Raw genomic sequence first — 26,541 nt, forward strand, 5'->3', positions numbered from 1 at the left:
GCCGAACGACAACGCCCGCCCCCACTCACCTCTCCCACCCACCAACGGGAGGGGACAGACCGGAGGACGAAGTCTGTAGGGCTGTCACCGCACCCAAAAACACCACGCCCGCCGCCAGGCGCAACGGCGAGACGCCCAACGGCGCGACAGACAGGTACGTGCGGCGGCGCCGCAAAGCGCGCAACGGCGACCAAGCCCCGCGGCGGGACGGCCGACAACGTGCGGGGCGCCGCAAAGCGGCAACGGCGAGCAAGCCCCACGGCGCCGCGGACGGGTACGTGGGAGGCCAAGCCAAGCGCAGCGGACGGTCAGGAGTCCGGCGAGCGGAGGACCCGGAGGTGGCCCCGGCGGGCGACCTCCATGGGGGCGCGGTCGCCGGGCGGGGCGTCCGCGCCGGCGGCGCGTTCGCGTTCCTGGGGGCGGGCGGCCTCGCGGACCGCGTTCGCCAGGGCTTCGAGGTCGTCGCCGCTGGGGCGGGCCGGGCCGGAGTCGATGGCGAGGCGGACGACCTCCCAGCCGCGGGGGGCGGTCAGGCGCTCGGAGTGCTCGGCGCACAGGTCGTAGCAGTGCGGTTCGGCGTAGGTGGCGAGCGGTCCGAGCACGGCGGTCGAGTCCGCATAGACGTACGTCAGCGTTGCGACGGCGGGGCGGCCGCACGCAGTGCGCGAACAGCGACGTACAGGGCTCACGACGTTGGACGGTACCGCACTCTTGAGCGGGCCGCGACGACTCTCCCTCGGCTCACCCAACCGTGTCGTCCCGCTTCGTCCGATGCGTCTGACCTGCACCCGCTCGGCCCGTCCTGGGGCGGGTGGGGCGGGGCGGTCGGCGCGTGGGAGGGAATACCCTCACGATTTGATGCATTTCCGGCCATTCGGCGGGAGTTCTTCGATCTGATGTGGGGAGGGAAACGAAACCGATCCGGACCGGTCCGGTCAGCCTGCGACATGCCGCCTCTTGTGGCGGTCTGCGGTTTCCGGCGGTCCGTGACGGCTACGCTCGATGCTGATGGACAGGCCCGTACCTCCCCGACCGGCGGAGCCGCGGCTCCGCCGCCGCGACCGTCACGGCCGCGGCATGCGCGGCCCGATCGCGCCGCCCCAGGTGCCGCTGTCGGTGACCCGCGCGGATGCCTTCGTCGATCTCGTCTACGACTCGCGGGACCGGCTGGAGCGGCGCTGGCCGCAGCTGGCCCAGGTCGACTTCCTGGTGGTCGAGGTGCCCGGGTTCGGACCGGACGACGCGGATGCCGGGGCGGACGAGACGAGCGTGCCGTTGGGGCGGGTGCTGCCGGCGGCGGGCGGACATCGCGACCGGATCGTGATCTACCGGCGGCCGGTGGAGATCCGTACCAAGAGCCGGGACGAGCGGGCGCTGCTGGTGCACGAGGTGGTCGTGGAGCAGGTCGCCGATCTGCTGGGGCTGGCTCCGGAGTCGGTGGACCCGCGCTACGGGCAGGAGTGAGGCCCGTAGCGCGGGCGGGGTGGTTCAGTCGGTGAGCAGGGAGAGGTCCTGGCCGGCGGTGGGGACCACTACGGAGCCGCGGTCGTCGGGCAGGGGCTGGACGGTGAAGGCGGGGACGCCGCCCTGGGGGCGGGCGAGCATCCGGGCCGCGTAGACGGGGCCGCTGCCGGGTTCGGGCTCCACGGTGAGGGCGTAGCTGCCCTTGAGGCCCTGGGGGCGGGGCGGGGCGATGTCCAGGGTGGTGCCGCCCTTGACCGTGTAGGTCCTGGTGACCGGGGTGCCGCCGGCGCTGCCCGCGGAGGCGGTGACCTTCACCTTGGCGTCCTTGCCCTTCTCGGGGGCGACCAGGGACAGGGTGCTGCCCTTGGCGCCGTTGTCGGCGGCGGTGGCGCGCTTCTCCACCGGGCGGGTGGCGGGGATGAAGGCCATCTCCTGGTTGCCGCCCTTGCCGCGGGTGACCCGCAGTGCGGCCGAGACGGGGGCCTTGGCGCCGGGGTCGGTGGGGGTGAGCACCAGGGAGCCGGCCTCGCCCTTGGTGACGTCCTTGAGGTCCACCGCGGTGGTCATGCCGCTCTTGAGGTGCAGCGTCTCCAGGCCGGCCGGGGTGATCAGGCCGGTGGGGGTGGCGAGTTGGACCTTCAGGTCGGCGTCGGCGTCGCCGGGGGCGAGGGCGACCAGGCGGACGGAGGTGGCGTCCTTGGGGATGCCGGGGAGGACCACGCTCGGGGCGGGGTCGGCGGCGGGCGGCAGCCAGTCGCTGCCGAGCTTGCCGTCGGTGGCCTGGACGGCGGCGCCGACCCGGCCCTCGCGGGCGAGGACGTGCAGGGTGGCGTTGGTGGCGGGGCGGGTGGTGAGGGTGGAGAGCAGGACGGGGACGGTGGTGTGCGGGGGGACGGTGATGTCCTCGCCGGCCGAGCCGGCCAACGCGCCGTCCTTGCCGTGCAGTTCGAGGTCGACGACGGCGGGGGTGGTGTCGGGGTTGGTGAGGTGGACGTAGTCCTGGCGGTCGGTGGCGGTGCTGACGCCGGGGAACCAGAACGTGGTGTCGGGGGTGGTGCAGCTCAGTCCGAGCAGGCCGCGGCCGGCGCCGGCGGCGACGGTGGTGGTCTGCTGGACGGTCCAGCCGGGGGCGAGGATGCCGTCGGCCGCGCCCACGAGGGCGGGGGCGTCGGCGCGGTCGGTGGTCGCGGTGAGCGGCTTGCCGGCCTGCTGGAGGGGGACGACGGGCTTGGTGTCGGTGGGCGGGACGGTGGTCCGGCCGGTGTCCGGGGTCTTGGCCTTGCCGCCCTTCTTGTTGCCCTTGTTGCCGTCGCCGGCGCCGGCGTCCTTGACGGTGCCGGCGGGCAGCAGTTTCGCGGTGCCCTTCTTGGTGTCGGCGCCGGCCGCGGCGCCCTGGGGGACGAAGGCGGTGTAGGTGGTCTCGCCGACGTCGGAGGAGGTGGGCGGGGGGCAGAGCAGCGCGGAGCGCTGGACGGGCAGCCGGGTGGCGCCGCGGGGGGCCTCCGGGGTGCCGCCGGGGGCCGCGACGGCGGCGATGCCGGTGACGGCGGCCAGCGCGGCGGCCGCGCCGATCAGGGACGTCATGGTGCGCTTCACTGCTGGTCGCTCCCGTCACGGCGCGGCTCGGGGTAGGAGCCGGGGGGCCCGGAGTACCCCGGGTACGTCGTGCCGTCGTCGTAGGGCTGTTGCTGGGGCTGCGGCGTGCCGTCGGGGTACGGCTGCTGGGCGTAGCCGTACGGGTCGTAGGCGCCGGCCTGGTAGGGGTCGCCGGGGTAGCTGCCGGTGGGCTGCTGGTACGGGTCGGCCTGCGGGTACTGGCCCTCGTACGGCGTGCCCTGGTACGGGTCGTAGGGCTGCTGCTCCACCACGGGCTGGCCGGGGGTGGCCGGCCAGTCCTGGTAGGAGGGCTGCTGCGGTACGGCGGCGTACGGGTCGGCGGTCGCGGCGGGTTCCTGGGGGGCCGTGGGGTCGGTGGCCGGGGCGGGGATCTCGTCGCCGGTGGGGGCGGCCGGGATGTCGGGGCCGGCCGTTCCGGGGGTGCCGGCGGCCTCGGCCTGGGCGCGCAGCCGGCGGGCCCGGCGGCCGTCGCCGGTGACCGCGGCGGCCTGTGCGGCGACGGTGTCCTCGGGCAGGTCGTCGTCGATCTCGCGGCGGCGGCCGGGCAGGGCGAGGACGACCAGGACGACGGCGAGGAGGCCCTGGCCCCACAGCCAGAGGGTGTGGCCGAGCGGGTTCTCGTGGGTGAGGTCGAGCCGGCCGCCGTTGGAGGGCAGGGTGAAGCCCTGGGCCCAGCCGTCGACGGTGACGGGCTTGAGGGGGGTGCCGTCGAGGGTGGCCTGCCAGCCCTCGTCGGCGGCGTCGGCCAGGCGCAGCACCCGGCCGGCGGGCCCGGCGGGGATCTTGGTGTGGGCCTCGACGGGCCCGGCGGCCACGGCGGTGGGCGCGGCGGCCTCACCGGCGGTGGTGCCGTCCTGGGCCTGGGGCGGGACGATCGCGACCCGGGAGACCCGGCGGTCGACCCGCCACAGGGCGCTGCCGTCCTCCTGGCTGAGCCGGGTCAGGCCCGGGGTGGCGTCGAGGACGCGGCCCATTTCGCGTGGGGCGCCGCTCCTGACCAGGACGTAGCGGACGGCGTAGCCGCCGAGTTGGTTGGTCTGGTCGGCGCCGGAGCCGGCGACGAGGTTGGCGACGATGCTGCCCAACCGCTTGTCCTCGCCGGCCTCGGCGGCCAGGTCGGCGTCGCCGAGGCGGGCGCCGGAGCCGCGGACGAGGGTGTAGGAGACGTGGCCGGGGGTGCCGTCCAGGACGAGGGTGCGGGGCCGGTCGGCGCTGCCGGACTCCTCGGCGACGAACGCCGGGACCTGCTCGGGGCTGCGCCGTTCCAGCGGGCCGGCCGCGCCGCTGATCATCCAGCTGACCGCGGCGTAGAGCGGGGCGAGCACGGACGCCAGCGCGATCAGTACGGCGACCGGCTGCTTCCAGCCGAATCCGAGGCTGGCCATGCGGGTGCGGATGCCCTCGGCGCCGAGGGCGGCGGCGCAGATCAGGGCCAGGCCGTAGACGAGCACGGCGGGGCCGGTCCAGCCGGAGCCGTTGCCGAGCGCGGCGAAGAGCAGGCCGGTGAGGGCGACGGCCCAGGCGGTGCGGAGGGCGAGCTGGCGGGCGTCGCGCAGGGTGGCGGCGAGCGCGGCGAGGACGATGCCGAGGAGCAGTACTCCGCCGGTGGCCTTGGGGCCGCCGGGGCTGAGCCCGATGAGGTCGAGGACGGAGGCGGAGCCGGTGCCGTAGTCGAGGCCGACCTCCTGGAAGAAGCGGGAGGGGTGGGTCAGCAGGGACAGCGACCACGGGGCGAGGACGACGAGCGGGGCGAGGATCACGGCCAGGAAGCGCAGCCCGTAGGCGACGATCAGGTCCCGGCTGCCATCCATGAGGCGCAGCACCAGCAGGCCGATGCCGAGCAGGACGGCCATCGGCCACACCACGGGGGTGAAGGCCGTGGTGAAGGTGATCAGCAGGGCGAACGCCCAGGTGGCGCGCCAGCTGGGACGGGTGCCGACGGGAAGCCGGAGGCCGCTCGCGGCGATCGCGGCGCGCGCCATGAGGGGCAGCAGGATCGCGAGGACGGCGGTGCCGAGCCGGCCGCCGGCCAGTGCGCCGGCCGCGGCGGGCAGGAAGGCGTAGGCGATGCTGCCCCAGGCCCGCAGCAGCCGGGAGGCGACCAGCGGGCGGGAGGCGAAGTAGGCGGTGAGGCCGGCCAGCGGGACGGAGCAGACCAGCAGCAGGGTCAGGGTGAAGCCGGTGGAGCCGAGGAAGAGGCTGGAGACCACGGCGACGACGGCCAGGTAGGGCGGTGCGGCGGCACTGTCGCCGGTGCCGACCGCGTGCCAGCTGTCGAGGTACGTCGACCACAGGTCGAAGACGCTGCCGGGGGCGGGCAGCAGGGCGCCGCCGGTGAGGGCGCCGGAACCGAGCAGTCCGCGGCAGGCGATCAGCGAGACGACCAGCAGGAGGAGGAAGAGCACGGGGGCCGGTTTGCGGGCGATCCGCTTGAGCCGGGCGAACTGCTCGATCTCCAGGAAGTCGGCGTCGTCGCCGCCGGGGCCGGATTCGACGGCGCCGTGCCGGCCGGCCGAGGCCACGTCGGGGGCGGCCCGGCCGGCGAGGTTGCCGGCGATCTGCTCGACGGTGGCCCGTACGGTCGCGCCGGGCGGTGGGAAGAGCGGCCGCAGCTCGGCGGCGTCCACGGCGGGGCGGCCTCTGCGTTTGCGGGCGGCGAGGATCTTGCCGGGCCGCAGCAGGGTGCCGAAGAGGCCGGCGAGTTCGTCGAGGGCCTGGCCGGGGACCTTGCCGACGAGGTAGGCGAGGACCCGCAGGAGGGTGCCGAGCAGCAGCCGCAGCAGGACGTACGGGAGGAGGGCGCCGCGGGTGTTGGTGAGCAGGGTGTAGACGGCGCCGGCCTTGTCGACCCGGTGCGGGTTGGCGACGGAGCGGCCGACGCAGTCGATGGGGCGGCGTTCCCGGGCGGCGGCCTCGGCGTGCCGGAGGACGGCGTCCGGGGCGACGAGGACCTGGTGGCCGGCGGCCTGGGCGCGCCAGCACAGGTCGACGTCGTCGCGCATCAGCGGCAGCCGGCGGTCGAAGCCGCCCAACTCCTCGTAGACGTCGCGGCGGATGAGCATGCCGGCGGTGGAGACCGACAGCACCGGGCGTACCTGGTCGTGCTGGCCCTGGTCCTGTTCGCGGCGGTCCAGGCCGGTCCAACGGCGGCCGCTGCGGGCGATGCTGACGCCGGCCTCCAGCAGCTGGCGGCGGTCGTACCAGCTGCGCAGCTTGGGGCCGACGATGACGGCCGAGGGGCTGGCGTCGGCGACCCGCAGGAGTTCGGCGAGGGCGTCGGGCTCCGGCGCGCAGTCGTCGTGCAGCAGCCACAGCCACTGGACCGGTTCGCCGTGCGGCAGTTCCGGCATGTCGTAGGCCTCGTCGCGCCAGGTGCGGCTGACCGGGTCCCAGCCGCTGGGGCGGCGCAGGTACGGCAGGTCGTCCGGGCCGAGCACGGGGGCGGTGCGGACCGCCTCGTCGACGGCGGTGCCGAATCCGGAGCGGCGGGCGAGGTGCAGCACGCGCTGGTCGCCGAGGGATTCGGTGAGCAGCTGGGCGGAGTGGTCCGCGCTGCCGGTGTCGGCGCCGAGGGCGTTCTGCACCGGGCGTTCCTGGCCGAGCAGGCCGGTGAGCGCGTCGGGCAGCCAGCGGGCGCCGTCGTGCGAGACGATGACGGCGGTGACGACGTGCCGCGGGAACTCTGGCGTGGCGGCTGCATATGAGGCGGCCTGCGCCGCCGACTGGCTGTGCACGGACATCGAGGTACGGGCCCTCCGGACCCGGGAGTTCGAAGGCCCGCGGCGAAGCCGCTTGAGGCCCCGCCCCCGGAAGACACTGCGACGGACTACGAGGCGACGCGCGCGCCCCGGTGGGCGGCGGCGCATCTCGGACGGTGCCCCACACTAATGGTTCGTGCCGGTGCCCCGACCGGGCCCGTACACAGCAGTCCGCCTCCGGCGCCCGGTGCGCTGGAGGCGGAGTGTTCGCTATAGGGGGATATGGGGAGTTGGGGCGGTGCGGCGGCGGGGTCCGTGCGGCCGCGCGCCGTGGGCAGGGGTGGCTGACTCGTCACGGTCAGACGGCGGCCTTCTTGAGCCGGCGCCGCTCGCGCTCCGACAGACCGCCCCAAATACCGAAGCGCTCGTCGTTGGCGAGGGCGTATTCGAGGCATTCGGACCGGACTTCACAGGCGAGACAGACCTTTTTCGCCTCGCGGGTGGAGCCACCCTTCTCCGGGAAGAAGGACTCGGGGTCGGTCTGGGCGCACAGTGCGCGCTCCTGCCAGCCGAGCTCCTCGTCCGCCTCCTCGACCAGCAATTCCTGGAACAGCTCGGTCATGTGCGCCCCTCGTCTGTCTTTACGTCCCCGTGATCAAGCCGTGATCGATTTCGGCTGAACGACACGAGTGAAATTACAAGTGTGGTGATCCGGGCCAGTCAAGCCGAGATCTGCTATTGAGCCTCTTATTCACTCGGCGGAACCAAGCGGATGCGGAAAGTGTTCAAATCAGTAAAAACCAGGACACTTCCCCGGGCGTGCCCCCCGGCGCGTCCGTGTCATCCATGGAGACGTGCTCAGGCGGCATTCGCGTTGCACCCCGCGCGCCGAAGCGGGGAAGATCACAGACGGATCACGGGACCGCAACGGCGTTTGGAGCAGCGGTTGCCGGTCGATGTCTCCGCGTCCAGGACTGCACAAACCTTTCTCCGGGCGGAGTAACCGGATGCAGTGAAAGATTCACGGCAAACCAGTCATCCGGTTGACATTGCGCCGGGAACCCGGTCTCCTTGACCCCATGCCAGTGACTGCCGCGCCCCGACTGACCCGTGCCTACGGGTCGCTCTGCGCTGCGCAGGCTCGCTGTCGCTGTTCCAGCTGTTGATGCCACTGAGCTCCGGCCTTTCCGCTCGCACCACCCCGCAGCGCCCCGTATTTCCCGCCCGCGCCGCGCACCCCACAGGGACCGCCCGCGCCGGCCACCCCCGCCCCCGGTTACGGCCGGAGGTCCCCCCAGCTCTTCCGCCGAGGAACCCCAGAACCGATGAACAGCGACGTGCAGATCGCCGGCGACCCGCTCGCCATCCCCCACCTCCTGCCGCCCGTTCCCGCGCACCCGGACACCGTCGCCGGCTTCGTCGGGCTCGCCCGCACCATCGCCGCGGACCGCGCCGCCTGGGCCCCGCTCGTCCGCTACGACGCCACCACCCGCTGGTACCACCGGCTGCGCACCGGGCCCGGCTACGAGGTGTGGCTGCTGAGCTGGCTCCCCGGCCAGGGCAGCGGACGGCACGACCACGGGCGGTCCTCCGGCGTACTGACCCTGCTGCAGGGCGAGTTGACCGAACACGGCCCCTCCGGACCGCGCGCGCTCGCCGCCGGCACCCAGCAGGTCTTCGCCCCCGGCTACGTCCACGAGGTCGTCAACGACTCCCTGACCCCCGCGGTCAGCCTGCACGTCTACTTCCCCGGGCTGACCGACATGCCCATGCACGACGCGGCCCACTGCTCCCCGGCTGCCCGGGAGACCACCGCGTCCTGACGCCCGGGCTCGTCGGGCCTCCCCCGGCTGACGGACTGCCCACCCTCCCCCAGCTACCGCTGGGGGGTGCCCCCACCGACCACCGCCCCTCATCGAGTCAGCCTTCGGCTGACACACTGGTTCCATGCGAATCGTGGTTCTGGCCGGCGGTATCGGCGGCGCCCGCTTTCTGCGGGGACTGAAGGCAGCGGCTCCGGACGCGGACATCACCGTCATCGGCAACACCGGTGACGACATCCACCTGTTCGGCCTGAAGGTGTGTCCCGACCTCGACACCGTGATGTACACGCTCGGCGGCGGCATCAACGAGGAGCAGGGCTGGGGCCGCGCCGACGAGACCTTCCGGGTGAAGGAGGAACTGGCCGCCTACGGCGTCGGCCCCGAGTGGTTCGGCCTCGGCGACCGGGACTTCGCCACGCACATCGTGCGGACCCAGATGCTGGCCGCCGGCTTCCCGCTCAGCGCCGTCACCGAAGCGCTGTGCGCGCGCTGGCAGCCCGGCGTACGGCTGCTGCCGATGTCCGACGACCGGGTCGAGACGCATGTCGCCATCGAGGAGGACGGCGAGCAGCGTGCCGTGCACTTCCAGGAGTACTGGGTGCGGCTGCGCGCCTCGGTGGACGCGCAGGCCGTCGTGCCGGTCGGCGCCGAGCAGGCCAAGCCCGCGCCCGGGGTCCTGGAGGCCCTCGGGGACGCCGACGTCATCCTCTTCCCGCCGTCCAACCCCGTCGTCAGCGTCGGCACCATCCTCGCCGTGCCCGGGATCCGTGAGGCGATCGCGGACGCCGGGGTGCCGGTGATCGGGCTCTCGCCGATCGTCGGGGACGCGCCGGTGCGCGGCATGGCGGACAAGGTGCTGGCGGCGGTCGGCGTGGAGTCCACCGCGGCGGCGGTCGCCCAGCACTACGGTTCGGGTCTGCTGGACGGCTGGCTGGTCGACTCCGTCGACACCGGCGCGGTGGCCGAGGTCGAGGCGGCCGGGATCCGCTGCCGGGCCGTACCGCTGATGATGACCGACCTGGACGCCACGGCCGCGATGGCCCGCGAGGCACTGGCGATGGCCGAGGAGGTCCGGGCGTGACCGGCGCCGACGTACCGGCGTACCGGGTCTGGGCGCTGCCGGGGATCGGCGAGGTGCGGCCCGGCGACGACCTGGTGAAGCTGATCGGGGCCGCGGCGACCGCCGACGGTATGCCCCAACTCGCCGACGGTGACGTGTTGTTGGTGACGTCGAAGATCGTCAGCAAGGCCGAGGGGCGGATCGTCGAGGCCACCGACCGGGAGGCGGCGATCGACCGGGAGACCGTGCGGCTGGTGGCCCGCCGCGGCACCCTGCGGATCGTCGAGAACCGGCAGGGCCTGGTGATGGCCGCGGCCGGCGTCGACGCCTCCAACACCCGGCCCGGGACCGTGCTGTTGCTGCCGGAGGACCCGGACGCCTCGGCGCGCGCCCTGCGGGCCGGGCTGCGCACCGCGCTCGGCGTGGACGTCGGCGTCGTCATCAGCGACACCTTCGGTCGTCCCTGGCGCAGCGGGCTGACCGACGTCGCCATCGGGGCGGCCGGGGTGCGGGTGCTGGACGATCTGCGCGGCGGCACCGACGCGTACGGCAATCCGCTCAGCGCGACCGTGATGGCCACCGCGGACGAACTCGCCGCGGCCGGCGACCTGGTGAAGGGCAAGGCCGCCGGGCTGCCGGTCGCCGTGGTGCGCGGGCTGGGGCACGTCGTCGCGGAGACCGGTGACGGGGCGCGGGCGATGGTGCGCGGCGCCGCGGACGACATGTTCCGGCTGGGCACCTCCGAGGCCGTACGGGAGGCGGTGACGCTGCGGCGCACGGTGCGGGCCTTCACGGACGACCCGGTCGATCCGGAGGCGGTGCGGCGCGCGGTGGCCGCGGCGGTCACCGCACCGGCGCCGCACCACACCACGCCGTGGCGGTTCGTCCTGCTGGAGTCCGCCGAGGCGCGGACCCGGCTGCTGGACGCGATGCGGGACGCCTGGATCGCGGATCTGCGCGCCGACGGCAGGTCGGAGGAGTCCGTCGCCAAGCGGGTACGGCGCGGCGATGTGCTGCGCCACGCGCCGTATCTGGCGGTGCCCTGCATGGTGCTGGACGGCGCGCACACCTATCCGGACGCGCGGCGCAACGCGGCGGAGCGGGAGATGTTCGTCGTCGCCCACGGGGCGGGGATCCAGAACTTCCTGGTGGCGCTGGCGGGCGAGCGGCTGGGGTCCGCCTGGATCTCCTCGACGATGTTCTGCCGGGACGTCGTACGCGAGGTCCTGGGCCTGCCCGGCGACTGGGAGCCGATGGGGGCGGTGGCCATCGGGCGTCCGGCCGAGGCGCCGCGCCCGCGTCCGGCACGGAGCGCGGACGACTTCGTGGTCGTGCGCTGAGGCGCCCCCCCCCGGGGGGGGGGGACGAGGGGCCCCGCCTGCCTCAGAGGCGGGCGATGTCGCCGACCGGGAACCGGGGGGCGCGCCGCGGCGGGGTGATCCCGGAGAGCAGGATCAGCCGGGCGGCGCGGTGCCGCTGCCCGGCGTACGGCGCGAGGAGTTCGAGCATCTCCTCATCGGTCGTGCCGCGGCGGCCGGTGAGGGCGTAGCCGATGATCTTCGGGAGGTGAAGATCGCCGACCGTGATCGCGTCCGGGGCGCCGAGGGCGCGCTGGAGCGTCTCGGCGGCGGTCCACGGGCCGATGCCGGGTATCGCCGTCAGCCGTCGCGTGGCGTCGGCCAGATCCATCCGCGCGGCCTCCTCCATCCGGCGGGCCACGCGTACGGCGCGCAGGATCGCGGAGGAGCGCTTGGCGTCCACCCCGGCGCGGTGCCACTCCCAGGAGGGGATCAGCGCCCAGCCGCGCGGATCGGGCATCACCCGCAGCCGCTCCCAGGGGCCGGGCGCGGGCTCGCCGTGCCGCTGGAGCAGCAGGCGCCAGGCGCGGTACGCCTCGTCGCTGGTGACCTTCTGCTCCAGGATCGACGGAATCAGCGATTCCAGGACCAGGCCGGTGCGGGCGAGCCGGACGCCGGGGTGGCGGCGGCGCGCCTCATGGACGATGCGGTGCCGGGCCGTCAGCTCCGCCGGGTCGTCGTCCTCCCCCAGCAGCCGGGGCAGCCGGTCCAGCAGCCACTCGGCGCCGGGTCCCCAGGCCTCGGCCGCCACCTCGCCGCCGGCCGGGCGGGCCGCGACGCGCAGGGTGCCGGGGCCCTCGGGCGTACGGCAGGCACGCCAGATCTCACCGCCGCGCACCGCGAACGCCGGATCGCCCGGGCCGCGCTGGAGCACCCCCAGGGTGCGGTGCAGGTCGTACGGGCCGGGCGGGGCCCAGGTGCGGACGGGCATGCGGCCAGATTAGGCGATGGGGGTGACAGCGGGCGGGGGTGAGGGGTGGGGGTGGGGGGCCGGGGGTTGGAGGTTGGGGGTTGGGGGCCGGGGGTGGGTGGCTGGGCGGGGGCCACCAGGGGGCGGGACCCTCGGGAGGCGGGGGCGGGGGCCCTTAGGGGTGGGGCGAACGGATCCCGTAGGGGGTGCGAGGGCCCCCTGCGGGGCCTCAACCGGCCGGGGAGGAACGGTATTCCGGGCCCCGCTACTGGTCCGACGAGAACCGTACCGAGCCGGCCGGGATGTCCGCGTCGCACCAGATGCGGATGCCGTCGCGGAGTTCGTTGTCGGCGCCGATGCGGGCGCCGTCGCCGATGACCGCGCCGTCGAGCACCGTACGGGCGCCGATGCGGGCGCCCGCGCCGATCAGGGAGTCCCGGATCACGGCGCCGGGTTCGACCACCGCGCCCTCCAGGACGGCGCTTCCGTCGATCTCGGCGCCGGCGCCGATGACGGTGCGCGGGCCGACGACCGTACCGCCGGTGAGCTTGGCGTCCGGGGCGACCTCGGCCGTCTCCAGGACGAGGCGGTCGCCGCGGCGGCCGGGCACCGCCGGGGACGGCGCGCGGCCCAGCACCAGGTCGGCGGAGCCGCGGACGAAGGCCTGCGGGGTGCCGAGGTCCAGCCAGTACGTGGAGTCGACCATGCCCTGGAGGTGGGCGCCGTCGGCGAGCAGCCCGGGGAAGGTCTCGCGTTCGACGGAGACCGGGCGGCCGGCCGGGATGGTGTCGATGACCGACCGGTTGAAGACGTAGGCGCCCGCGTTGATCTGGTCGGTGACGATCTCCTCGGGCGTCTGCGGCTTCTCCAGGAACGCGGTGACCCGTCCGGTGTCGTCGGTGGGGACGAGACCGAAGGCGCGCGGGTCCTCGACCCGGGTGAGGTGCAGGGAGACATCGGCGCCGGTGGTGCGGTGGGTGTCGACCAGGGCCTTGATGTCCAGGCCGGTGAGGATGTCGCCGTTGAAGATCAGGACCGGGTCGCCGGGGGCGGAGTGCAGCCGTTCGGCGACGTTGCGGATGGCGCCGCCGGTGCCCAGCGGTTCCCGTTCGGTGACGTACTCCAGGTGCAGCCCGAGCGCCGATCCGTCGCCGAAATATGGCTCGAAGACCTCGGCGAGGTAGGAGGTGGCCAGGACGATGTGCTCGACGCCGGCGGCCCGGGCGCGGGCCAGCTGGTGGGTGAGGAACGGCACACCGGCCGCCGGGACCATGGGCTTGGGCGTGTGCACCGTCAGCGGGCGCAGCCGGGTGCCCTTGCCGCCGACCAGGAGGATCGCTTCTGTCACCTGTCGTCTCTGCTTCCTGCTGGGGTCGGCCGGTCGGCGGACCAGTGTAGGCAGACGGGCCTCCGGCCGGCCCCGGCGGAGGTGCCGGGCCGGCCAGGGGCGGACGCCGTGGTCGCCAAGTGGTGGTCGCTAAGACGTGTCCGGTGCAGGAACGGTTCAGTGGTGCCCGGGGCAACCCGCCCGCCGTGCCGGACGGCGGGCCTCTCTCGTCACAGGGGCAACGCACGGAAACACATGGCGACACGCGGCAACACACGGCAGCACGCGGGCAACGCCCTCCGACCGCCCCCGGACCGCTACCCCGTTCAGCGGCCCTGGAGTTGTGCGGCCACGAGTCGCGTGGCGGCGAGTTTGTTGTAGAGGTGGTTGCCGGGGCAGTCGGTGGTGAAGCCGTCGCGGTGGCCGGAGATGACGTGCAGGGGGACCTTGGTTCCCTTGGGGTAGCGGTTGCCGCCGCTGGAGACCATCTGTGTGGTGGCGCGCGGATCGGCGTGGGTCAGGCCGAGCTTCCAGGCCGTCAGGTGGGCGACCGCGTCGAGGGCGGGCTTGGGCGGTTCGGTGTCGGTGAAGGTGCCGAGGACGGCGATGCCGGTGGAGGCGTTGTTGAAGCCGAGGGTGTGGGCGCCCATGACGGGCTTGGCGACGCCGCCGGCGCGGCCCTCGTAGACCGTTCCGCACTTGTCGACGAGGAAGTTGTAGCCGATGTCCCGCCAGTGGTTGCTCTTGACGTGGAAGCGGTACATGGCGCGGATCAGCGAAGGGGCCTGGGCGCAGGTGTAGTTGTTGCCGGAGCCGCTGTGGTGGACGAAGGCGGCGCGCACCGGGCGGGTGTAGAGGAACGACTTCTCGCGCAGGCGCTCGTTGGCGCCCCAGCCGGCCCGGGTGACGATGCGGGGGCGTGGTCCGACGTAGGTCGGGCCGGCGGGCCGGGCTCCGCCCGCGGCGGCGATGTCGGCCTGGGAGGCGGTGCGGTCGAGGGCGGGGATCTCGGTGGCGCCGATCGGGGCGAGGGCGGCGTTGGCGGCGGAGGCGGCGGTGGCGTCGGGGCCGAGCGGGGTGGGCGGGCCCTGGATGCTGCGCCGGGCGGGCGGTGCGCTGCCGGGGTCGACGAGTTCGAGGCGCAGTCCGCGGGGGACGGCGACCGGTGCGCGGTGGCTGGTCTGCGGGGTGATGCGCAGTTGGACGGCGTCGGAGTCGCCGACCCACAGGGGTGCGGTGCTGCCGCGTACGTCGCTGTCGTGGCGTTCGGCGGCGTCGAGGTCGGGGGCGTCGTCGTTGTGGGTCTGGACGTCCTGCCAGCCGGACCAGGCGCCGGTGCGGGTGGCGCGGGTGCGGACCTGGACGCGGCCGTGGAGTGCGGCGCCGGCGTCCTCCCAGACGACGCCGAGCAGGGAGAACGGCCGTACGGCGCGGGCCGGCAGGCCGAGTGTGCGGGGCGGTGCGGCGGCGGTGTCGCGGTCGGTGGGGCGGGGCGCGCCGGTGCCGAGGGCCGCGACCGGCAGGGACTGGGTGCTGCCCGGGAGGTCGGCGGTGCGCGCCGCGGCGGGGCCGGGTGGCCGGCCGGCGGCACCGGCGTCCGGCGCGAAGGGCAGGGCGAGGGCGGCGGTGCACGCCGCGCCGAGACAGCTCGCGAGGAAGGGGCGCATGGACAGCATCGTGAACACGGGCGGAGGCAACACGCCAACGGTGACCTGACGGGGCATCGGCCGATCCGGTGGCCCGGGCCGGCCGGGCCCGACCCACCGTCAGCGGCCGCCGCGCGTACCCTGGCCGCGATGAACGCCATCGACCGTACCCCCGCCGACCTGCTGGGTTCCGCGCTCGCCGCGGACCCGGCCCGCCCGCTGGTGACCTTCTACGACGACGCCACCGGCGAGCGCGTGGAACTGTCCGTCGCGACCTTCGCCAATTGGGTGGCCAAGACCGCCAACTATCTGCAGGGCGATCTGGCCGCCGAGCCCGGTGACCGGCTCGCGCTGCTGCTGCCCGCCCACTGGCAGACCGCCGTCTGGCTGCTGGCCTGCTCGTCGGTGGGGGTGGTGGCGGAGGTCGGCGGTGATCCGGCCGCGGCCGATCTGGTGGTGGCCGGGCCGGACCGGCTGGCGGAGGCGCGGGCCTGTTCCGGGGAGCGGGTGGCGCTGGCGCTGCGTCCGTTGGGCGGGCGTTTCCCGCAGCCGCCGGAGGGGTTCGCCGACTACGCCGTGGAGGTGCCGGGGCAGGGCGACCGGTTCGTGCCGTTCGTCCCGGTGGATGCGGACGAGGTGGCGCTGGTGGTGGCCGGTGCGGAGCTGACCGGCGCGGAGGTCGTGGCGCGGGCCCGGGCCGATGCGGCCGCGGCCGGGCTGCCCACGGCGCCCCGGGTGCTGTCGGGGCTGCCGTACGACACCTGGGAGGGCCTGTCGTACGGGCTGTACGCGCCGCTGGCGACCGGCGGCTCGGTGGTGCTCTGCCGGCACCTGGGCGGGCTGGACGCGGCGGCCGCGGCGGCGCGGGAGACCAGCGAGAAGATCACGTTCCGGGCGCCGGGGGCGGCCGGGTAGGGCGGGTCGCGGGGCGGGCCCGGGTGGTCCCGGGGCCGCTCCCCCGTCCGGCGGACCGCGGGGGCCCAGCGCAGGCCCGGGCGCCCGTTTCCGTCCATGCTCAGGAGATACGTACGGCCCGGCGCGGGTGCCGGCCGTCCGTCGTGACGCGGGCCCGCGCGCGGGCGCTTCGCCGACTCCGTGAGGATGGACGCACAGGTGACCGAGACCCCCGAGCCACCCGGGTTCACCGGCTGGGGCGAGCGCCCGGCCGGGGGGCCGGGGCGGTGGCGCACCCCGCCGCGCGGGCGCTGGCGGCGCCGGCTCGCGCTCGGGGCGGCCGGGGTGCTGCTGGCCGGGACGGGGGCCGGCTGGGCGCTGTACGCGAAGCTGAACGGCAATATCCACACCGACGGCGACATCGAGGCCGAGCTGCGCAAGTGGGAGTCGGAGCGGCCGCCGGCGGGCCCGCCGAACGCGCAGAACCTGCTGTTGATCGGCTCCGACAGCCGCACCGGCGGGAACAGCGTGTACGGCCGGAGCAGCGGCCAGCGGTCGGACACCACGATGTTGCTGCACCTGGCGGCGGACCGGAAGAGCGCCACCGCGGTGAGCATCCCGCGGGACCTGGTGGTGCAGGTGCCGCACTGCAAGGGCACCGACGGCCGGGAGACCGGCCCGCGGACGACGCAGTTCAATTCGACGTTCGCGTACGGCGGGGCGGCCTGCACGATCCGGACGGTGGAGAAGCTGACCCGGATCCGGATCGACCACTACCTGATCATCGATTTCGTGGGTTTCAAGCGGATGGTGGACGCGGTGGGCGGGGTCGAGGTGTGTCTGCCCCGGCCGGTCCGGGACGTCGAGGCGCACCTCGATCTGCCCGCGGGCCGGCAGACGCTGCAGGGCGAGGCCGCGCTCGGGTACGTGCGGGCGCGGAAGAGTCTGGGTGACGGCAGTGACACCGAGCGCATGGAGCGCCAACAACGATTTCTTGGTGCTCTGGTGAAGAAAGTGCAGAGCAATGGTGTCCTGCTCAATCCGACCCGGCTGTATCCGGTTCTGGATGCCGCGACGAGTTCGCTGACCACGGATGGCGGGCTGGCCTCGCTGCGCGGCCTGTACGAATTGGTGCGCAGCACTCGTGGCATTCCGACCGGCCGGGTGCAGTTCCTGACCGTGCCGCGCCGGGAGTACCGCTTCGATCCCAACCGCGACGAGCTGGTGGAACCGGATGCCGACCGGCTCTTCGGGCGGCTGCGCAGGGATCTTCCGGTGACCGTGCGGCCGGCGCCGGGCGGCGCGGAACGGCCGGTCCGGTCCGGGGACGGGGCACCGGGCGGCGGGTCGCCGGGCGACAAGCCGGGCCCGGAGCCCTCGCCTTCTGCGAGTTCAGGGCCTACCTTTCCCGGTACGACGGCGGAACGCGGGATCTGCGAATAAAGATGCCGCAAAGTACGGCCGGCGACTCGAATGGATTGGGCGGATTGCCCAGTTGTAGGGAAGTGGAATTTGTCACGCGCGTCGCGTGGCGCTGAACTGGGCGGATAGTGTGAGCGACCCGGTCCGCACATTGCCGGGCCGATGACCATGCACCTTTGACCATGCACTGCACGATCGACCTACCGAGCGCCTTGAGGGGATGGCGCCGCGTGGTACCGACGGAGGACTCAAGGCACCGTGGACGCGCAAGGCCGTGGGCAGGCGGGCGACGACAACGTGGATCCCGCCGATCAGTGGGTGTTCGATCCGAACACCGGCAACTACGAGCTGCGGCTTGACCCGGCCGGTCAAGCCCCCGCTCGGCCCTCCAACCCCAAGGCCCCCGGCTCCAGACGTGCCGCGCGGCGGCCCGGTGCGGGGGACGACACCGACACCCGGCCACTGCCGACCCAGCGCGGGCGCCGCGGCGAGCGGTCCGGGGACGGCGCGGACGAGCGTCCGGCCGGTGGCCGGGCGGCGGCGCGGCGGGCGGCCGGGCGTTCCGCGACCGCCTCCCCCTCGGTGGCGGGCCCGGCGAGCCGCCGCAAGCGCAAGCCGAAGGCCTCGGGCAAGAAGAAGGCGCTGTACTGGACGGCCGGCGTGGTCGGCTTCGTCCTCGTCGCCGGCTGCGGCGGCGCCTACTACCTGTACCAGCAGTTGGACGGGAACATCTCCAAGGTCGACGTCGGCGTGGAGAACGACGCGGTGTCCGACGGCCCGGTGAACCTGCTGATCATCGGCACGGACTCGCGGTCCGGCAAGGGCAACTCCGGTTACGGCGACGCCGGGAGCGTGGGTCACGCGGACACCACGATCCTTATGCACATCTCCAAGGACCGGTCGAACGCCACCGCGCTGAGCATCCCGCGCGACCTGATCACCGACATCCCCGACTGCCCGACGAAGCAGGCGGACGGCTCGAAGAAGGTCGTCCCCGGCGAGCACCAGGTGCGCTTCAACACGAGCCTGGGCCAGGAGGGCCGGGACCCCGGCTGCACCTGGCGCACCGTCCAGAAGCTCACCGGCCTGAAGATCAACCACTTCATGATGGCGAACTTCAACGCGGTCAAGGAGCTGTCCGAGGCGGTGGACGGCGTCGAGGTCTGCGCCGGCAAGGACATCGACGACCCCAAGTCCCACCTGCATCTGAAGGCGGGCCGGCACATCGTCAAGGGCGAGCAGGCGCTGGCGTTCGTCCGCACCCGGCACGCCGTCGGGACCGGCAGCGACCTCAGCCGGATCCAGTTGCAGCAGCAGTTCCTCAGTTCGCTGATCCGCAAGCTGAAGTCGAGTGCCTTCTCCAGCCCCGGCAAGCTCTACGACGTCAGCCAGGCGGCGACCAAGGCGCTCACCGTCGACACCGGCATCGGTACCGCCGGCAAGCTGCTCGACTTCGGCAACGACCTGAAGCGGGTCAACATCGACAAGATCACCTTCGCCACGGTGCCGGTGCTGGACAATCCCAATGACAAGGCCACCGTCATCCTGGACCAGGCGAAGGCGGACCCGCTGTTCGCGATGGTCCGGGCCGACCACCAGCTGGCCAAGAAGCACAAGGGCAAGAAGAGCTCCGGGTCGGTCAAGAAGGCCCCGCCGGAGCTGGTGCGGGTGGATGTCACCAACGGTGGCGGGCCGATCGGTTCGGCCCAGGAGACCGTGGACTGGCTGCAGAACACCAAGGGCGCCCGGCTCTCCACCAACGCCGGCAACGCCCCGCAGAAGCTGGCCGCCACGCGGCTCGAATACGCCCCCAACCAGGCCGACCAGGCCGCCGCACTGGCCGACTGGATGGGCCTGCCCAAGAGCGCGCTGAAGAAGTCCGCGCAGGACGCCGGTGACCGGGTCCCGATGAAGCTGGTCCTCGGCAAGGACTTCAAGGCACCGGGCACACCGATCTCGGCGCCGACCGAAACCCCGGACGGGGTGCAGAACGTCAACGCAGACGACAAGAACGTCTGCGCGAAGTAACGAACGGGACCCGGCCGCCCTGCACGGCGGCCGGGCGGCACCACCGGACTGACAACGGGGAGAGGGCCCAATGCGGCAGAGCAGTGTGCGTGGTGACCGATCACGCCGGCGACGGCAGCCGGACGCACAGGAGTTGGGCTGGGACGACAGCCTCTACGAGAACAAGGGGCTGCCGCCGGACGCGCCCGGCTGGACGCCGCCGGAGGGCGGCGAGATACCGCCCGGCGACGAGGACGGGCCCGAGACGGACGGCGGCCACCGCAAGGGGGGCCGGCCCCGCCGCAAGAAGGGCGGCAAGGGCGGCAAGGGCCGCAAGGTGCTCCGCTGGACCGCGATATCCCTCGCCGTCCTGCTGGTGGGCACCGCGGGCGCCGGCTACTGGTACTACGAGCACCTCAACGCCAACCTCCGCAAGGCCCCGCGGTCCCTGGGCGGCAACGGCCTGAAGAAGCCGGACCCCAACGCGTTCGGGCAGACCCCGCTGAACATCCTGCTGCTCGGCTCCGACGGCCGGAACAGCAAGAAGAACATCAAGCTCGGCGGCGCCCGGCAGGACGCGGACCGCAAGCCGCTGGCCGACGTCCAGATGCTGGTGCACGTCTCCGCCGACCGCAGCAACATGTCGGTGATCTCCATCCCGCGGGACACCCGGGTGACGATCCCGAAGTGCACCGACCCCAAGTCCCACGACGTCTATCCGCAGACCACCGCGCCGATCAACGAGTCGCTCCAGCACGGCGGCCCGGGCTGCACCCTCGCCACCTGGCAGGAGCTCACCGGCATCTACATCGACCACTTCATGATGGTCGACTTCTCCGGTGTGGTGGACATGGCGGACGCCATCGGTGGCGTCCCGGTCTGTGTCCGGGCCAACATCTACTCGCACGACAGCCAGGGCCACGGCAGCGGTCTGCGGCTCACCAAGGGCACCCACCCCGTCAAGGGCGTCCAGGCACTGCAGTGGCTGCGGACCCGCTACGGCTTCGAGGACAACACCGACATCGGCCGGGCCAAGGCCCAGCACATGTACATGAACTCGATGGTCCGCCAGCTGAAGAGCGGCACCAAGCTCTCCGACCCGGGACAGCTGCGGGACCTGGCGGAGGCCGCGACCAAGGCGCTGACCGTCGACGACGGGCTGGACACCGTCAAGAAGCTCTACGACCTCGGCGGTGACCTCAGCCGGGTCCCGACCAAGCGCATCACCATGGTCACCATGCCCTGGCAGTACGGCCCCGGTGAGCGCTACGTCCTGCCCAAGCCCGGTGACGCGGACGCGACCTTCGCGATGCTGCGCAACGACACCGCGCTCGACGGCAAGGACGCCAAGAAGAAGGCGACGCCCGACCCGAAGGCGTCAACTCCCAAGGACCAGCTGAAGATCGTCGTGCAGAACGGCACCAACAGCACGGTGACCGGTCCGGCCTCCGGCCGCGCCTCCGACGTCCAGCAGCAGCTGGCCGGGCTCGGCTACACCGCGGCCGGCACCACCACGGTGCTCACCAGCCAGGCCGACACCACCCTGACGTACCACGGCGCGGACCACCGCGGCGATGCGCTGGCCGTGGCCAAGGCGCTGGGGCTGCCCAAGAGCGCGGTGCGGGAGTCGAGTTCGGTGAGCGGGCTGCAGCTGGTGGTCGGCAACGACTGGCGCGCGGGCACCACGTACCCGAAGACGGCCGGCAAGGACAAGCCCGCCGACAAGGCGCCCGACAGCGCGGACGCCCAGAACGGCGAGAGCAAGGGCTGCATGAAGGTGAACCCGGACTACACCTTCTGAGCGCGAAGTGCCTCCAGAACCGGCCCAGTTCGTGAACTGTACGCGCTCGCCGCACGGGAGCAGTTGGCGCGTTGACCGGGCCGGAGCATATTCGGATCACACCTCACCGGTATGACGCGTTCGCGCCACCCAGATTTCGGCCAAACCAAGGCAACATACACATTGCCTGCCATGCAGCGTCCCGTTAGCGTACGTCCCCCTCTTAGGCGCATGACCAAGCGCCAAAGAGGCGACATCGCGTGAGCCGTGCGGCACGAATCCGCGTGCGGCCCACGCGGGGATCTCACCAACATCGACCATAAGAGACGGGGAACAGCGCATGAATCGCAGCAAGTTGATGCAGCGCGTCGCAGTAACCGTGGGCGGCACCGTGATCGCTGCAGGCGCACTGCCGCTTGTCACTGCGAGCCCGGCGCAGGCAGGCAACTACTACGACTGTGTCCAGTACCTGCGGCACAAGGGCTACGACATCGATGACAACGGCGAGGCCGCGACGGCGTGCCGGATCGCGGAAAGAGGCAAAGGCTCGGCCAACTCTCTCTCCATATGCGCGTCACGGCTTGAGAGCCTCGGCGTTAAGTGGGAGGTCGCCAAGCCTGCTTGCCTGAGGGCACCTAAGAAGTAAGTCCTTCGCGAATCCGGATGGGCCGGGTCTGGCTCCGCTTGGGGATGTCGCGGGGCCAGACTCGACGGCGACCATCATGAACTCGCCCCCTGCAGGGGCGGCGGGAGGAACACGTGGTGGGGGCGATGCGGGCAGGCAGAGAAGCGCCCTACTCCGCCCCCGCCGCCGGAGCCAATACCGCCGGGCGGCGGCTGGCGATGACCTTCCTGGCCAGTGAGCGGGGGCTGGTGAGGAAGCCGACGCCCCAGGACATGTGCATGGTGGCCAGTGCGACGGGGATCTGGGCGCGGGCCTTCAGGGAGAGGCCCTTGCCGGCGGGCAGGGAGCCCGCGGTGATGGCCGCCAGATAGCCGGCCGGGACGACGAAGCCCCACGGTGTGACGGCGGCGCCGACGACCAGGCCGGCCGCGATCGCACAGACCGCGGTCGGCGGGGCGAGGTAGCGCAGGTTGATCGAGCCCGCGTGGTAGCGGGCCACGACGTGGCGCCACTTGCCGTAGTCCTTGTACTGCTTCGCCAGGGCCTTGATGCTCGGCCGGGGGCGGTACTGGACCTTCAGCTCGGGCGAGAACCAGATCTGGCCGCCGGCCTCGCGGATGCGGAAGTTCAGCTCCCAGTCCTGGGCGCGGATGAACTCCTCGTTGTAGCCGCCCTGCTGTTCGAGGGCCTCGCGGCGGAAGACGCCGAGGTAGACGGTTTCGGCGGGGCCCGCCTCGCCGCCCGTGTGGAAGGCGGCGTTGCCGACGCCGATCTTGGAGGTCATCGCGGCGGCCACCGCGTCCTCCCAGGCGTTCTCGCCCTCGGCGTGCATGATCCCGCCGACGTTCGCGGCGCCGGTCTCCTCCAGGAGGCGGACGGCGGTGGCGATGTAGTTGCGCGAGAGCATGCCGTGGCCGTCGACGCGGACCACGATCGGGTGCCGGGACGCCTTGATCGCGGCGTTCAGCGCGGCGGGGGTGCGGCCGGTGGGGTTGGGCACGGTGTGCACCCGGGGGTCCTCGGCCACCAGCTCGGCGGCGATCTCGTCGGTGCGGTCCGTGGAGGGGCCGAGGGCGATCACCACCTCCATCTCGCCGGCGTACTCCTGCTCCAGGATGTGCCGGACCGAATTGCGCAGGTGACGTTCCTCATTGAGCACCGGCATGATCACGGAGACGGCCGGGGGCGGCTGCTGCGGCATGGTTCCTCAGGGGTACGGCCCGTGGCGGAGCCGCCAGGGACGGCAGCGCCCGCCGGGAGACTGCGATATCGCGCCTCACGTTACCGCGAATGGGGGACCGCCCCGGACGCAGCCGGGTGGCCGGCCGCCCGGTGCCCGGCGTGTGGCGCTTTGCAGCAGATCGTATGGGCCTACGGTGTTCTCGCCGGTTCCGTCCGTACCGCGGAGGTGTCCCCCGTGACCGCGCCGTTCCGCTCCGCCCGCCGGGCCGACCGCTCCGGGGCGCACCGCCGCCCGGCGGGCCCGCGCTGGGGGCTGCGGATCGGCGCGGCCACGTCCCTGCTGCTGCTGTCGGCGAGCGGGGTGGGGCACGCCATGGTCACCGGCGTCGAGACCGGCATCGGCCGGGTGGACGCGTTCCAGGGGATGAGCAACCGGCCCGGGGGCGGCGACGGGCTGAACTTCCTGGTCGTCGGCACGGACGGGCGGGGCAAGCTCACCCAGGAGGAGAAGCGGAAGTACCACCTGGGCGGGCAGCCGTGTCACTGCACGGACACCCTGATGCTGGTGCACCTGTCGGCCGACCGGGACCGCGCCAGCGTCGTCAGCCTGCCCCGCGACTCCTACGCCGAGGTGCCCGCCCATACGGACGCGGCCACCGGCCGGGCCCGCGCCGCGCACCCGATCAAACTGAACGCGGCCTACGCCGAGGGCGGCCCCAACCTGACCGTGCGGACCGTCGAGCACATGACGGGGGTGCACATCGACCACTACCTGGAGGTCGACTTCACCAGCTTCATGCGGACCGTGGACGCGGTCGGCGGGGTGGAGATCTGCACCGCCCGGCCGCTGCGCGACAGCTACACCGGGCTGAACCTGCCGGTGGGCAAGTCGCAGCTGAACGGCGGGCAGGCGCTGCAGTACGTGCGCTCGCGCCATATCGACGGCTCCGCGGACCTCGGCCGGATGCAGCGCCAGCAGCGCTTCCTGGCCGCCCTCATCCACAAGACCACCTCGTCCGGGGTGCTGATGAACCCGATCCGCTTCAAGGACGTCGCCGACACGATGCTGGCGTCCGTCCGCGCCGATCCGGGGTTCGAGGCGAACGACCTGGTCGACCTCGGGCAGGCGATGCGCGGCTTCACCGCGTCGTCGTCGGAGTTCACCTCCGTACCGCTGGGCGACGTGGCGCAGCCGGTGCCGGGCGTCGGCTCGACCGTGCGGTGGGACCCGGTGCGGGCGCCGAAGCTCTTCGCGGCGATCCGTGAGGACCGGCCGCTCACGGAGCACCGGGACCGGCACCGGGGCCGCGCCACGGTGGTGGACGTGCCGCCGGGCCGGGTCCAGGTCCGGGTCGACAACGGCAGCGACCGGGCCGGGCTGGCCACGGCGGTGGCCCGGCAGCTGCACGCCACCGGGTTCGCGACGGTCGGCCCCCCGGGCAACTCCACGCTCGGCCGGCTGACCCGTACGGTCATCGTCTACGACCCGCGCTGGGACCGCTCGGCCCGCTCGCTGGCCGCCGCGCTGCCGGGCGCGGAGCTGCGGCCGGTGACCGGGCAGGGGCCGGTGATGCGGGTGACGGTCGGGCAGGACCACGAGGCGGTCCGCCGGGTGCGGGCCGAGGAACCGTCGCCGCAGGCCGGCGCGGTCTCGGCGGTCACCGGCGACCAGGCGGTGTGCCCATGAGGACGCGAAGCGAGGCCCCGGCATGAGTGTCCCCGCGCCCCGCCGCACCCCGGCCGTGCCGCCCGCGCACCGCCCGGACGCCCGCCGCCGGGTCCGCCGCGCGTTCGTCGCGGCGGCCGCGCTGTGCCTGGTCGCGGCGACCGCCGCCGCGGCTCCACCGGCGCCCGCCGCCCCGACCGGCTGCGGGGACCTGGTCCGCGGCCAGCTGTGCCTGCGCGGCCCGGTCGGCTCCGACGGGACGTACACCGCGAGCTACCGGCGGCACGGGGCGGCGGCCGGCCTCGGGGAGATCTCGGTGCGGCTCGGCTACCAGCGCAAGAACCCCCGGATCACGGCGTTCCCCGGCTGGTTCGGCACCCGCCGGACCGAGCACGGCGCGGTCACCCTGAGCGGCCGGGTGGAGATGCTCGCCGACGAGTGCGTCCGCGGCGTCATGGAGCACGCGGAAACGGTCTACGTCACCAAATGGAGCTGCGGCTGACGCCCGGCGGGCGCCAGGGACCTACTGGAAAGGTGCACCTCGTGTGGCAGGTTGTGCTGGGCATCACCCCCACCACGGTGACGCTGTTCCTGATCGCGGCGCTGGCGCTGGCGGCGGGGTTCGCCCTGTGGACCGCGCTGGCCCCGGCCGGGGCCGCGCCGCGCACCACCGCCCGGGTGCTGCTGGCCGGCTGGCTGCTGCTGCTCCTGGTGGCGACGCTGGCACCGGCGCAGCCGATCGGCTCGGGGGACGCGACGGTGTGGTGGCGGCCCGGTGAAGGCCTGTTCGAGCTGGGCGCCCAGCTGGAGCCCGGGGAGCTGTCGATGCTGGTACGGCGGCAGACCGCCAATGCGGCGCTGTTCGTGCCGGTGCCGCTGCTGCTGCGGTTCGCCGTGCCACGGGCCCCGGTCGCGCTGGCGTTCCTGCTCGGGGTCGGACTGTCCCTGGTGATCGAGACGGCGCAGCTGCTGATGCGGGCCGGGCGGATCGCCGACATCGACGATGTGCTGTGCGCCGCGGTCGGCACCGTGATCGGGGCGGGCCTGGCGCTGCTCGGGCAGCTGGCGGTGGCCGCTATGCGTCGTCGAGGCCTTCCGCGGCGCGCCGTTCGCGCAGCTCCTTGATCGCGCGGCGCCGGGCGAGCCGGTGCGTACGGCGGATCTGCGCCTCCTGGTAGCGGCGCTTGTCCCGTTCGGTCTCGGGGATCACCGGCGGCACCGGGCGCGGCTTGCCGTGTTCGTCGACGGCGGCGAAGACGAGGTAGGCGGAGCCGACCTGCTGGGCCGGGCTGGACTCGTTCCAGCGCTCGGCCAGGACCCGTACGCCGACCTCCATCGAGGAGCGGCCGGTCCAGTTGACCTGGGCGCGGACGTGCACGAGGTCGCCGATCCGGACCGGCTCCAGGAAGGCCATCTCGTCCATGGAGGCGGTCACCGCCGGCCCGCCGGAGTGCCGGCCGGCCACCGCGCCCGCGGCGTCGTCGACCAGTTTCATGATCACGCCGCCGTGCACGGTCCCGAGGAGGTTCGTGTCGCCGGCCGTCATGATGTGGCTGAGCGTGATACGGGACACGGAGGTGGGCTTGCCCACCGGTTCACGATCGGGGTCGCTGGTCATGCGCCCCAGCCTAAGCGGCTGGGCTTCCCACGTACTCGGCTGTCCCGCCGTGGTGGTTGCGCTTTGCGGCGCCGCCGCACGTACCCGTCTGCTGCGCCGCGGGGCGTCTCGCCGTTGCGCGCTTGGCGGCGCCTCCCACGTACCCGTCTGCGGCGCCGCGGTTCTTCTCGCCGTTGCGCCTGCGGCGGGCTGGTGGTGGTCGGGTGCGGTGACGGACCTCCGGGGCCGGTTGTGTGGACTGCTTCGCTTTACGTCCACACAACCGGCCCCTCCGGCCCGTCCCCTCCCGTTGGGGGGAAGTTAAGGACGGTGGGGGTGCAGGTAATGCCCACGTGCGCGCAGCCAACGGATCAGGCCAGCCCCCACTGAGCTCTCACCTCCTACTCACGGGAGGGGCTGGACCGGAGGACGAAGTCTGGAGGGCCGGCACCGCACCCGACAACA

The 26,541-nt window shown here is 73.4% G+C and carries 21 protein-coding genes; 12 read left to right on the forward strand and 9 right to left on the reverse strand.

All coding sequences use genetic code 11. The annotated features are described in order from the left end of the window. Positions 1 to 308 precede the first annotated feature (308 nt). A complete protein-coding gene (locus ACFV1J_RS37445) occupies positions 309 to 749 on the reverse strand; it encodes a DUF3499 domain-containing protein (RefSeq protein ID WP_385865930.1) in 441 nt (146 codons plus the stop codon). A gap of 259 nt (positions 750 to 1,008) precedes the next feature. Between ACFV1J_RS37445 and ACFV1J_RS37450 the strand changes: the two genes are divergently transcribed. Beyond that, positions 1,009 to 1,464 (forward strand): metallopeptidase family protein, encoded by a 456-nt coding sequence (locus tag ACFV1J_RS37450; protein WP_385865931.1) that lies wholly within the window; start codon positions 1,009 to 1,011, stop codon positions 1,462 to 1,464. A 24-nt stretch (positions 1,465 to 1,488) separates the two neighbouring features. Here ACFV1J_RS37450 and ACFV1J_RS37455 read toward each other — a convergent pair whose 3' ends face one another. The 3 genes from ACFV1J_RS37455 to ACFV1J_RS37465 form a co-directional block, all read right to left on the reverse strand. Further along, positions 1,489 to 3,060: a DUF5719 family protein gene (locus ACFV1J_RS37455; protein ID WP_385865933.1), complete on the reverse strand. Its 1,572-nt coding sequence runs from the start codon at positions 3,058 to 3,060 to the stop codon at positions 1,489 to 1,491. Next, positions 3,057 to 6,821, reverse strand: a complete 3,765-nt coding sequence (locus ACFV1J_RS37460; RefSeq protein ID WP_385865935.1) for a glycosyltransferase — start codon at positions 6,819 to 6,821, stop codon at positions 3,057 to 3,059. Before ACFV1J_RS37460 ends, ACFV1J_RS37455 begins: the two co-directional genes overlap by 4 nt. A gap of 316 nt (positions 6,822 to 7,137) precedes the next feature. Then, a complete protein-coding gene (locus tag ACFV1J_RS37465; protein WP_003983763.1) occupies positions 7,138 to 7,401 on the reverse strand; it encodes a WhiB family transcriptional regulator in 264 nt (87 codons plus the stop codon). A 703-nt stretch (positions 7,402 to 8,104) separates the two neighbouring features. On the opposite strand from ACFV1J_RS37465, the gene ACFV1J_RS37470 reads away from it, so the two are divergent. The 3 genes from ACFV1J_RS37470 to ACFV1J_RS37480 all read left to right on the forward strand — a co-directional run bounded on the left by ACFV1J_RS37470 (position 8,105) and on the right by ACFV1J_RS37480 (position 11,002). Further along, on the forward strand, positions 8,105 to 8,602 hold the full coding sequence (locus ACFV1J_RS37470; protein ID WP_385865936.1) for a cysteine dioxygenase: 498 nt from the start codon (positions 8,105 to 8,107) through the stop codon (positions 8,600 to 8,602). Between the two features lie 124 nt (positions 8,603 to 8,726). Beyond that, a complete protein-coding gene (cofD, locus tag ACFV1J_RS37475; protein ID WP_385865938.1) occupies positions 8,727 to 9,683 on the forward strand; it encodes a 2-phospho-L-lactate transferase in 957 nt (318 codons plus the stop codon). Then, positions 9,680 to 11,002 (forward strand): coenzyme F420-0:L-glutamate ligase, encoded by a 1,323-nt coding sequence (locus tag ACFV1J_RS37480; protein WP_385865940.1) that lies wholly within the window; start codon positions 9,680 to 9,682, stop codon positions 11,000 to 11,002. The genes cofD and ACFV1J_RS37480 overlap by 4 nt, the downstream gene beginning before the upstream one ends. A 43-nt stretch (positions 11,003 to 11,045) precedes the next feature. On the opposite strand, the gene ACFV1J_RS37485 is transcribed toward ACFV1J_RS37480, so the two are convergent. From ACFV1J_RS37485 to ACFV1J_RS37495, 3 genes are all read right to left on the reverse strand, one after another. Continuing rightward, a complete protein-coding gene (locus ACFV1J_RS37485) occupies positions 11,046 to 11,951 on the reverse strand; it encodes a DNA-3-methyladenine glycosylase family protein (RefSeq protein WP_385865942.1) in 906 nt (301 codons plus the stop codon). A gap of 244 nt (positions 11,952 to 12,195) precedes the next feature. Next, positions 12,196 to 13,278: a sugar phosphate nucleotidyltransferase gene (locus tag ACFV1J_RS37490; RefSeq protein ID WP_385865943.1), complete on the reverse strand. Its 1,083-nt coding sequence runs from the start codon at positions 13,276 to 13,278 to the stop codon at positions 12,196 to 12,198. 305 nt (positions 13,279 to 13,583) lie between these two features. Further along, positions 13,584 to 14,924 carry a peptidoglycan recognition protein gene (locus tag ACFV1J_RS37495; RefSeq protein ID WP_385865944.1) on the reverse strand — a complete coding sequence of 447 codons (1,341 nt, stop codon included), beginning with the start codon at positions 14,922 to 14,924 and terminating at the stop codon, positions 13,584 to 13,586. Positions 14,925 to 15,053: 129 nt separating this feature from the next. Here ACFV1J_RS37495 and ACFV1J_RS37500 point away from each other — a divergent pair, with 129 nt between their 5' ends. The 5 genes from ACFV1J_RS37500 to ACFV1J_RS37520 all read left to right on the forward strand — a co-directional run bounded on the left by ACFV1J_RS37500 (position 15,054) and on the right by ACFV1J_RS37520 (position 21,652). Next, the gene (locus ACFV1J_RS37500; RefSeq protein WP_385865946.1) at positions 15,054 to 15,818 is read left to right on the forward strand and encodes a TIGR03089 family protein; all 765 of its coding nucleotides are present in this window, start codon (positions 15,054 to 15,056) and stop codon (positions 15,816 to 15,818) included. 198 nt (positions 15,819 to 16,016) lie between these two features. Beyond that, a complete protein-coding gene (locus tag ACFV1J_RS37505) occupies positions 16,017 to 17,240 on the forward strand; it encodes an LCP family protein (RefSeq protein WP_385865948.1) in 1,224 nt (407 codons plus the stop codon). 237 nt (positions 17,241 to 17,477) lie between these two features. After that, a complete protein-coding gene (locus ACFV1J_RS37510) occupies positions 17,478 to 19,247 on the forward strand; it encodes an LCP family protein (protein WP_385865949.1) in 1,770 nt (589 codons plus the stop codon). 70 nt (positions 19,248 to 19,317) lie between these two features. Then, on the forward strand, positions 19,318 to 21,027 hold the full coding sequence (locus tag ACFV1J_RS37515) for an LCP family protein (RefSeq protein WP_385865951.1): 1,710 nt from the start codon (positions 19,318 to 19,320) through the stop codon (positions 21,025 to 21,027). 319 nt (positions 21,028 to 21,346) lie between these two features. Next, positions 21,347 to 21,652, forward strand: a complete 306-nt coding sequence (locus ACFV1J_RS37520) for a hypothetical protein (protein WP_385865953.1) — start codon at positions 21,347 to 21,349, stop codon at positions 21,650 to 21,652. Positions 21,653 to 21,800: 148 nt separating this feature from the next. Here the strand turns inward: ACFV1J_RS37520 and ACFV1J_RS37525 are convergent, their stop codons facing one another. Further along, complete coding sequence (locus ACFV1J_RS37525; protein WP_385865955.1) at positions 21,801 to 22,832, reverse strand: glycosyltransferase family 2 protein; 1,032 nt, start codon at positions 22,830 to 22,832, stop codon at positions 21,801 to 21,803. Between the two features lie 216 nt (positions 22,833 to 23,048). Between ACFV1J_RS37525 and ACFV1J_RS37530 the strand changes: the two genes are divergently transcribed. The 3 genes from ACFV1J_RS37530 to ACFV1J_RS37540 are packed head-to-tail and all read left to right on the forward strand — an operon-like array spanning position 23,049 to position 25,604. Then, positions 23,049 to 24,500 carry an LCP family protein gene (locus ACFV1J_RS37530; RefSeq protein ID WP_385865957.1) on the forward strand — a complete coding sequence of 484 codons (1,452 nt, stop codon included), beginning with the start codon at positions 23,049 to 23,051 and terminating at the stop codon, positions 24,498 to 24,500. A gap of 22 nt (positions 24,501 to 24,522) precedes the next feature. After that, the gene (locus ACFV1J_RS37535) at positions 24,523 to 24,981 is read left to right on the forward strand and encodes a hypothetical protein (RefSeq protein WP_385865959.1); all 459 of its coding nucleotides are present in this window, start codon (positions 24,523 to 24,525) and stop codon (positions 24,979 to 24,981) included. A 41-nt stretch (positions 24,982 to 25,022) separates the two neighbouring features. Beyond that, positions 25,023 to 25,604 carry a VanZ family protein gene (locus ACFV1J_RS37540; RefSeq protein ID WP_385865961.1) on the forward strand — a complete coding sequence of 194 codons (582 nt, stop codon included), beginning with the start codon at positions 25,023 to 25,025 and terminating at the stop codon, positions 25,602 to 25,604. On the opposite strand, the gene ACFV1J_RS37545 is transcribed toward ACFV1J_RS37540, so the two are convergent. After that, a complete protein-coding gene (locus ACFV1J_RS37545) occupies positions 25,555 to 26,097 on the reverse strand; it encodes an acyl-CoA thioesterase (RefSeq protein WP_385865962.1) in 543 nt (180 codons plus the stop codon). The genes ACFV1J_RS37540 and ACFV1J_RS37545 overlap by 50 nt on opposite strands. Positions 26,098 to 26,541 lie beyond the last annotated feature (444 nt).

This window comes from Streptomyces sp. NPDC059649 (assembly GCF_042734445.1).
Taxonomy (GTDB): Bacteria; Actinomycetota; Actinomycetes; order Streptomycetales; family Streptomycetaceae; genus Streptomyces.